Annotated in this window: 7 protein-coding genes; 2 read left to right on the forward strand and 5 right to left on the reverse strand. The window is 45.1% G+C overall.

The window, feature by feature from the left end; translation table 11 throughout:
• Positions 1–274: 274 nt before the first annotated feature.
• The 5 genes from ACERC8_RS09310 to ACERC8_RS09330 all read right to left on the reverse strand — a co-directional run bounded on the left by ACERC8_RS09310 (position 275) and on the right by ACERC8_RS09330 (position 5,998).
• Positions 275–1,018 carry an ABC transporter permease gene (locus ACERC8_RS09310; RefSeq protein ID WP_373659612.1) on the reverse strand — a complete coding sequence of 248 codons (744 nt, stop codon included), beginning with the start codon at positions 1,016–1,018 and terminating at the stop codon, positions 275–277.
• Positions 1,011–1,835, reverse strand: coding sequence for an ABC transporter ATP-binding protein (locus ACERC8_RS09315; RefSeq protein ID WP_373659618.1), 825 nt, complete (start codon positions 1,833–1,835; stop codon positions 1,011–1,013). The genes ACERC8_RS09310 and ACERC8_RS09315 overlap by 8 nt, the downstream gene beginning before the upstream one ends.
• Before the next feature lie 228 nt (positions 1,836–2,063).
• Entirely contained in the window at positions 2,064–3,848 is a 1,785-nt protein-coding gene (locus ACERC8_RS09320) for an ABC transporter ATP-binding protein (protein ID WP_373659613.1), read from the reverse strand.
• A gap of 1 nt (position 3,849) precedes the next feature.
• Entirely contained in the window at positions 3,850–5,556 is a 1,707-nt protein-coding gene (locus tag ACERC8_RS09325; RefSeq protein ID WP_373659614.1) for an ABC transporter ATP-binding protein, read from the reverse strand.
• Positions 5,549–5,998, reverse strand: coding sequence for a MarR family winged helix-turn-helix transcriptional regulator (locus ACERC8_RS09330; RefSeq protein WP_373659615.1), 450 nt, complete (start codon positions 5,996–5,998; stop codon positions 5,549–5,551). The genes ACERC8_RS09325 and ACERC8_RS09330 overlap by 8 nt, the downstream gene beginning before the upstream one ends.
• A gap of 180 nt (positions 5,999–6,178) precedes the next feature.
• On the opposite strand from ACERC8_RS09330, the gene ACERC8_RS09335 reads away from it, so the two are divergent.
• Together ACERC8_RS09335 and galU are read left to right on the forward strand one after the other, a co-directional pair.
• Positions 6,179–7,195, forward strand: coding sequence for an NAD(P)H-dependent glycerol-3-phosphate dehydrogenase (locus ACERC8_RS09335; RefSeq protein WP_373659616.1), 1,017 nt, complete (start codon positions 6,179–6,181; stop codon positions 7,193–7,195).
• 386 nt (positions 7,196–7,581) lie between these two features.
• The gene (galU, locus tag ACERC8_RS09340) at positions 7,582–8,487 is read left to right on the forward strand and encodes a UTP--glucose-1-phosphate uridylyltransferase GalU (RefSeq protein WP_373659617.1); all 906 of its coding nucleotides are present in this window, start codon (positions 7,582–7,584) and stop codon (positions 8,485–8,487) included.
• The last annotated feature ends 277 nt before the right edge of the window (positions 8,488–8,764 follow it).

Below are 8,764 nucleotides of genomic sequence, written 5' to 3' on the forward strand. Positions count from 1 at the left end.
CACCTATGGTTAAGCGAGTTATCGCTTAACAAAAACACTTTATAAAAATTGTACAGAAAAGGGGTGCCTTTTCATTATTTGCAATACAAATAGATACCAATAGCAACGCCAATAATAAATACGCCCATAAACTTCTCTCCTTTCCTCTAGAGTTATAACTTTTTTAATTAAATTCTTTATCTCCTCATTGGAAATAAAGGATCCAACCAATACCTACAAGCATGATATACATCGTAATCTCCTTCCTACTTTATTAATACCAAGCAACTAGTTCCTAGACAACTTTGAATATCTTTTTTAACTGAACTACTTGCCTTGAAACAGATAGCTTTTCCTTAGTCCCAATCCGTCTTAACACAAGATAAGACAGGAGTGATAATCCTAAAACCCAAATCACTAAACTCATCATAGAATACCTGTCTAGATTAATTGTGAGGTCTCGAGACAAGTCTGAAAAAGCTCCAAAAAATGTATAAGACAACACTCTATCGATTTTTTGGCTAGCTTGAGCCAAAATAGGTCCAAGCGATAGGAATAACATGACAGGCATGCTATTAATCTGAGCCTGAGTTTGGGTCTCCGATAAAAAACCAATAATCACATTGATCAGAACTACAGCTAATGCAGTCAACAAGCTGATAACAAGATAAGACATCACGTGAGCACCAAGTTGGACCTTGGATAAGATAGGCAATAACATAATATTAATTGCTGTCAATAACATGGGATAAAACAGTACCGATAAGAGGTATTCTCCTTGGCCAACACCACTCAAAAGGAGAGTTGATAGATTCCTTTTTTCTTTCTCTTCCGCAATCATACTCGATACCGTTGTCCCACTTGACATTGACAAGCCCAAGGGTAGGGTCATAAATAATACCTGAATACCTTCAGCTTTCAAGACAAAACGGTAAAGTGCTAGTAGCAAATAAGGAAACAAAAATTGAATTAATAGATTTTTATTCGTTATCAAAATCTGTGTCCGTAGCCAGATAAGGGCTAATAGTCGTCTAATCATGAAGTTGTTCTCCTGTCAATGCGATAAAAATGTCTGCCAAATTTGGTTCACAAGAATGAACCGAAAAAGCGGTCTCTAAGTCACTAGGTTGTACATCGGAAAAAGTCAATAGCCGTTCATTGCCGACATTATCAATAATTTTTAATTGCTTTGTTGTGGTGTATCTCCGAATTAATTCATCTGGACGACCCGATTCAACCAACTGCCCACGATGGAGTAGAGCGATTCTATTGCATAAAAGACTTGCCTCTGCCATGTCATGTGTGGTTAGAAAGATGGTTGTACCTTGCTCCCTTAACTCTTCTAATAACTTATGGATTTTCATTGAAGTCGCAGGATCTAAACCACTAGTAGGCTCATCCAAAAAAAGAAGTCGTGGTCTGTTAATTAAGGCTCTAGCCAAAAATAGCCGTTGCTTCATACCAGTAGATAAGCGTTCAGCCACCGTGTGCCGACAATCGTAAAGTCCAACCTGCTGGAGTAGGTCATCAACCCTCTCCTTTCCAACACCATAAAACTTAGCATAGGCCTGCATATTCTTATAAAGCGTCAGTTTTTCAAAAAAACCACTCTGATCACTCACAATGCCTAAGGCTTCAAAGTCGGCTGGTTCCAGTTCCCTAGAAGATTTTCCTAACAAATAACTCTCACCACTGTCAGAAAGTAACTGGTTGGTCAAAATCCTAATCAAAGTTGTCTTCCCCGAACCAGATGGTCCAAGAAAACCAAAAATTGTTCCTTCTTCTACTGTAAAACTAATCTGCGATAGAGCTACGTTCTCACCAAATGCCTTGGACACTTTAGAGACTTGAATCATATCTGTCATCTCTTTTCTCCTTTGAAGTGTTCTAATAACTTATTCGTAACTGATTGGAAAAAATCAACTTTTATTTTTAACATTTTGTTGATTGCTAACTTGAATAACTGCCATCAATATACCTACTAGTCCTTGAACAAATTATCTTACTTAAATATTCGTTAAAAATCTGTATTCATTTTCAATTTTTTCAGACAAAAAACTCCCGCCAAGAGAGAGTTTTTTGTCTTATTCAAACACAAACTGGTTGTGGTAGAGTTCGGCATAAAAGCCATTTTGTCTAAGGAGTTCACGATGGTTGCCCCGCTCCAGCACCTCACCATCCTTGAGGACGATGATCTCGTCTGCTTTCAAGATGGTCTTGAGACGGTGGGCGATGACAAAGCTGGTCCGCCCTGCTACCACTGCCTCCATGGCCTGTTGAATCTTGCTCTCGGTCACCGTATCGACGTTTGAGGTTGCCTCATCAAGGATGAGCACCTGCGGATTGGTCAAGAGAGTTCGTGCGATAGAAATCAGCTGCTTTTGCCCTGTCGAGAAGACATTTTCATCATCGGTCACGTAAGTCTCATAGCCATCTGGCAGGCTCATGATAAAGTCATGGATATGGGTGGCACGAGCAGCGGTCTCCACCATCTCCTGACTGACACCTTCTGCCCCAAAGAGGATATTGTCTGCGATGGTGCCTGAGAAGAGCACCGACTCCTGCAAGACGATACCGACCTTGCTGCGGAGGCTATCCAAATCATAGTCTCGGATATCACGTCCATCAAAGCGAATGCTGCCACTATCCACATCGTAGAAACGGTTCATGAGGTTCATGATGGTGGTCTTGCCAGAGCCCGTCGGCCCAACGACCGCTACCATCTTGCCCTTAGGCGCAGAGATAGACACCCCTTTGAGGACAGGCTTGTCTGGCACATAGCTAAAGTTGATATTGTCGATCTCGACACCTTGGCTCAATTCGGTAAATAGCGGCGCTTTATCAGGACGGACTTCCTCTTCTTGGTCAAACATCTCCTGAATCCGATGAGCTCCTGTAAAGGCCAGCTGCAACTCCGCCCAGCTGGAAGCAATCTGCATCATGGGCTGGTAGTACTGCTGCGAATACTGGACAAAGGTCACCACCAAGCCCAGCGCTGTTGCCGTGGTCAAGCTCGTATCGTCCAAGACCATCGAAGAACCGATGAAAATCACAATCGCCGTATTGACCAAGCTCATGCCATTCATGACAGGAAAGAGCAAACCACCAAAAAGACGTCCTTTGAAGGTGGTGCGACGCACCTCTTCATTCAAGGTCAAGAAGCCGTCGATGGTCTCTTGCTGAATGCCTTGGACGATGATGGCCTTTTGCCCTGAAATCTTCTCGTCCATATAGGCATTGAGCTTGCTGACAGCCGCCTGCTGGAGATTGCTGTACTTGCGGGCTAGGCGGATGATGACAACCAGAAAGAGCAGGGCCACAGGCGTTGACGCCACCGTCAACCAAGCCAAACGTGTATCTTGGCGGAACATCATCCAGACCATCCCCACATAGAGAGCAGCGTTGGACACCACTTGGGTCAAGGACTGGTTAAAAGCATTCTGGATATTGTCCAAATCACTGGTAAAGCGAGATAGAATGTCCCCGTCCTTGTGGGTATCGAAAAATTGAATGGTCAAGCGTTCTAACTTTCCAAACAGCCCCTTGCGCATACGGTTGGTCGAGTGCGCCACGATGCGGGTAAAGAGCAGGCTGTAGACCAAATTGGCCACAACGGTGAAGAGATAGGCTTGAAAGAGCAGGCCCATGACCCCATTAAAGGTTCCCATATCGGGACTGAAATTGGCAATACCTGTCTGCTTAGCGACCATGTATTGCTGCGCCAACTCCCCCAGAGCACCTAGTGCCTCTCCGATGAGGACAGGCGTTTTGACCTGCAAGTAGGTCGCCAGCACCACTGCCGCAAAAATCACTGCAAAGGAAAGTTTATAGCGTTTGAAATAAAACCAGAAAAAACGTGCTGTCTTCATCTTAGTCCTCCTGTCCTTTCTGCGTCTCGTAGATCTCACGGTAAACAACATTTGATTGCACCAATTCGGCATGGGTTCCTTGACCAATCAAGCGCCCCTCATCCAGCACCAAAATCTTGTCCGCGCGAACCACAGAAGAAATCTTCTGGGCGATGATGACTGTGGTCGTACCTTTGAGATCGTGGTTAAGGGCTTCCTGCACCAGCTTTTCAGACTTGGCGTCAAGAGCTGATGTGGAGTCATCCAAGACCAAGATTTTCGGCTGACCAATTACCCCACGAGCGATGGACATGCGCTGCTTTTGCCCACCTGAGAAGTTGTTGCCCCGCTCTTCGACTTGGCTCTCATAGCGGTCATCCATGCGGTCGATAAATTCCTTGGCTTGGGCAATGCTAGCCGCACGGTTCAGAGCGTCTAGGTCGGCACCCATCTTCCCTTGCCGCAGATTATCCGCGATAGTGCCTGAAAAGAGAATCGCCTTTTGCAGGACAATCGATACCGTCTCTCTTAGGGTATTTTGGCTAAGCGTCTTGATGTCCTTGCCACCGATGAAGATTGTCCCCTCCTGCGGGTCAAAAAGACGTGGAATCATCTGAGCTAGAGTAGACTTACCAGCTCCAGTCGCTCCGACCACCCCGACCATCTGTCCTGCTTCAATAGTAAAGGAAATCTCCTTGAGCATGGGTTCGGTATCATGTGGGTAGGTAAAGCTCACCTTGTCAAAGACGATACTACCAGTCAAGTCCTCATCTGATCCGTTCATAAATGTCATAGCAGGCTCTGTATCGAGTACCTCACCAATCCGCTTGATAGAAATAGCTGCCCGACTAGCCTGCATACCCATAAAGCTCGCCATGATGATGGAAAACATGATCTGCATAAGGTAACTCATGAAAGAAGCAATTCCACCGACTACTTTAGGCTCGGTCTCTACCATCCCTGATACCAAATAAATAGACACAAAAACCGCCATATAAGAAATAAACATTAATAGGGGTTGCATCACTGAAAAACCATACCCGATGAAGAGGTTTAGCCCTAAAAGCTCATTAGAGGTTTCTTTGAATTTGGTGTATTGGTTCTTTTCCTGAACAAAGGATTTGACCACCCGAGCGCCACGTAGATTTTCCTTAGCGATACGGTTAATCGTATCCATCAAGGATTGGAATTTCCCAAAGCGAGGCGCCATTTGGCTCATCACGACGGCCATAATCGCACCAATCAAGATAATCATCACGATGATCATCCACCAGAGGTCAGGCATGGTTTTGACCGCCATGATAAAAGCACCGATAAAGAGTAAAGGCACCCGCATGAGCACTGTGAAAGTCATCATCATCAAGTTCTGGATTTGGTTGATATCATTGGTCAAACGAACGACCAAATTCCCGGCGTTAAAGGTCTCGATGTTGGCATAGGAAAAGCTCTGAATCTTACGAAAGGCTTCCTCCCGAATATCCGCAGACACGCCTTGAGCGATTTTAGACGCCAGAGCCGTGTTGATAGCTCCTGCTAAGAGCCCAATCCCTGCAATCGTTAGAAGCCAAACACCGACTTCTGATATTTTTTCTTGGTCATTCATCAAGACAGCCTCTAGGACATCTTGCAAATAGCTGGGCTGCAAGAGACTGCTGATAACCACGGTGGACACCATAAGCACAGAACCTAGGGCGTACCATTTGTAGCGTAAAATAGCGCGTTTAAGCATCTTTTCCTCCTGTATAAGCGGTGATATTTTCTGTCAACTGATGGAGCACCTGATGAAGGACCGCAAAGTCTTGACTGGAAATTCCTTTGAAAATCGACTGCCGCATTTCCTCACGAAAAGTGGTCAAAGGCTGGATTTTTTCTCGTCCCAAGTCGGTCAACAGCACCTGCTTGTAGCGCCGATCAGACACCGACGGTACAATCTCGATAAAGCCATTTTTGACCATGCGCTTGACGAGATTACTAGCCACAGATTTGGAAATCTTCAACTCCTGCTCGATGTCTTTGACAAAAATTTCCTGCTTGTCCCTGCGACTGAGAAACATGAGCACATGCCCTTGTGGACCAGCCAAATGCTCGATGCCGTTTTCCCTTGCCATCTCCTCACAGATAGTCTCTAGTCTATGCAAAATCAGACGAATATCTGATAGTGGATGTCCCATATCACCCTCCATTAGTTTTCATAGAAACTATTTTAGTTCTTATGAGGACTATTGTCAAGGGAAAAAGCTTGTTTTCTTGTAATTTTCAAGATGTTTTCACAAAACCAAGAGATACAGTAGGTGATAGGAAAAGTATTAAACTTATGATATAATGGAAAAAACAGCTTTTTAGGAGGTCGTATGGACAAACAAACCATCGCCGTCTTAGGACCGGGTTCATGGGGAACCGCCCTGGCTCAGGTACTCAATGATAACGGTCACACCGTCCGTCTCTGGGGCAATATCCCTGCTCAGATTGACGAGATTAATACCCACCATACCAATAACCATTATTTCAAGGACATTGTACTGGATGAGAATATTGTCGCCTACACTGACTTGGCAGGAGCTTTGGCAGGTGTTGATGCAGTGCTCTTTGTTGTGCCAACCAAAGTTACGCGTTTGGTTGCCAAACAAGTCGCAGCCGTTCTTGATCATAAGGTTATCGTTATGCACGCTTCAAAAGGTCTTGAACCTGGCACTCACGAGCGCCTATCTACTATCTTGGAGGAAGAAATCCCAGAGACCCTTCGCAGTGAAATTGTCGTCGTCTCAGGACCTAGTCACGCTGAAGAAACCATTGTTCGGGACATCACCCTCATCACCACTGCATCTAAAGACTTGACTGCTGCCAAGTATGCGCAAGAGCTCTTTAGCAACCACTACTTCCGCCTCTACACCAATACGGATGTCATCGGTGTTGAGACAGCTGGTGCCCTCAAAAACATCATCGCTGTTGGTGCTGGCGTTCTTCATGGTCTCGGTTTTGGGGACAATGCTAAAGCCGCTATTATTACACGGGGCCTGGCAGAAATAACCCGTCTCGGTGTCAAGTTGGGGGCAAATCCCCTGACCTACAGCGGTTTATCAGGAGTAGGAGACTTGATTGTCACAGGAACATCCGTTCATTCCCGTAACTGGCGAGCAGGTGATGCGCTAGGGCGTGGTGAAAAACTCGCTGATATCGAAGCCAATATGGGTATGGTCATCGAAGGCTTATCAACAACAAAGGTCGCCTACGAAATTGCTCAAGAGCTCGGTGTCTATATGCCCATCACTACTGCTATTTATCAGGCCATCTACGAGAATGCCCCAATCAAGGAAACAGTCCTAAACATGATGTCAAACGAGTTTCGTTCCGAGGATGAGTGGGCTTGACACTCATCGTTAGTCCTCAACTTAGACAGAATCTGGACAAATGTTCCAGTCCCTCTGTTTTAGTGACGCAGTACTTGGGAGCAAACTTGTGATTTGTTTTGTCAGCACTAGAGTTGCCCCTGTACAAACTCATTAAGCAATGTAACGCCATAAGCCACTGCTGGTTGTTTCGATCCCCATGAGACTTGACGACTTGGCATCATCAGTGGCTAGGTAATCATTTGATAGGTTAATTTAAGTAGTTAACAGCCCTCACAGCTGCAACCTCAAACAGTTGGCTTTTAACTAATTGAATTACACCTAAGTAAGCTAACCCTTCATCGACCTCTCATAAATTTATCGATTGAGCCCAACTTTCATTTTCAAAAACAAAAAGGAGAACCATCATGAAAAAAGTCAGAAAGGCTATTATCCCAGCCGCTGGTCTAGGAACACGCTTCCTCCCTGCCACCAAGGCGCTTGCCAAAGAAATGTTGCCCATCGTGGACAAGCCAACCATCCAGTTCATCGTTGAAGAGGCCTTAAAATCAGGTATCGAAGACATCCTAGTGGTGACTGGTAAGTCCAAGCGCTCTATCGAGGATCACTTCGACTCAAACTTTGAGCTAGAGTATAACCTCAAAGCAAAAGGCAAGCATGACTTGCTTAAATTGGTAGACGAAACAACAGGTATTCGCCTGCACTTTATCCGTCAGAGCCACCCACGAGGTCTTGGAGATGCGGTCTTGCAAGCCAAAGCCTTTGTTGGCAACGAACCCTTTGTGGTCATGCTAGGGGATGACCTCATGGACATTACTGACGAGACTGCTCTGCCATTGACCAAGCAGTTAATCAACGACTATGAGAATACCCATGCTTCAACCATCGCCGTCATGCAGGTACCGCATGAAGAGGTGTCAGCTTATGGCGTCATCGCCCCTCACGGCGAGAGTGTTCACGGTCTTTACAGCGTTGATACCTTTGTCGAGAAGCCAAAGCCTGAGGAGGCCCCATCTGATTTGGCCATCATCGGTCGGTATCTCTTGACACCAGAGATTTTTGACCTACTAGAAAAACAAGAACCCGGGGCTGGTGGCGAAGTGCAACTAACAGATGCTATCGATGCCTTAAACAAGACTCAGCGGGTCTTTGCTCGTGTCTTTACAGGCAAACGGTATGATGTCGGTGACAAGTTTGGTTTTATGACGACCTCTATCGACTACGCCCTTAAACACCCTCAAGTTAAAGATCAACTCAAAGACTATATCATCAAACTCGGTAAAGAGCTAGCTAGTGACAGCAGTGCCGAGTAAACGAGAAAAAGTTTAACCTCAACTGCCAAAATGAAACGAAATAAAACACTCCTGTTGACATCTAGTACACTAGAAACAAGGAGTGTTTTTTTATAGTCTTTAACAGATGATAAACCGTTATGGACTGACAAGTTAATTCTCTAGTAACCGCGCGATAACAGCGTGATCAAAGACATCAAGCATAATCATTTTAGTTATCAATAAATTGTAAAATATAGTGCAACAAAAAAACTCATAGCGTTTCTGTCGTGTAAACTGTACGTAACCACACTACCAG

The sequence above is a fragment of the Streptococcus sp. E29BA genome, assembly GCF_041807805.1.
Lineage (GTDB): Bacteria > Bacillota > Bacilli > Lactobacillales > Streptococcaceae > Streptococcus > Streptococcus entericus.

Excerpts from the sequence above, each read along its gene's own strand:
- ACERC8_RS09310 (WP_373659612.1), bottom strand. The coding sequence starts at position 1,018 with ATGATTAGACGACTATTAGCCCTTATCTGGCTACGGACACAGATTTTG.
- ACERC8_RS09315 (WP_373659618.1), bottom strand. The coding sequence starts at position 1,835 with ATGATTCAAGTCTCTAAAGTGTCCAAGGCATTTGGTGAGAACGTAGCT.
- ACERC8_RS09320 (WP_373659613.1), bottom strand. The coding sequence starts at position 3,848 with ATGAAGACAGCACGTTTTTTCTGGTTTTATTTCAAACGCTATAAACTT.
- ACERC8_RS09325 (WP_373659614.1), bottom strand. The coding sequence starts at position 5,556 with ATGCTTAAACGCGCTATTTTACGCTACAAATGGTACGCCCTAGGTTCT.
- ACERC8_RS09330 (WP_373659615.1), bottom strand. The coding sequence starts at position 5,998 with ATGGGACATCCACTATCAGATATTCGTCTGATTTTGCATAGACTAGAG.
- ACERC8_RS09335 (WP_373659616.1), top strand. The coding sequence starts at position 6,179 with ATGGACAAACAAACCATCGCCGTCTTAGGACCGGGTTCATGGGGAACC.
- galU (WP_373659617.1), top strand. The coding sequence starts at position 7,582 with ATGAAAAAAGTCAGAAAGGCTATTATCCCAGCCGCTGGTCTAGGAACA.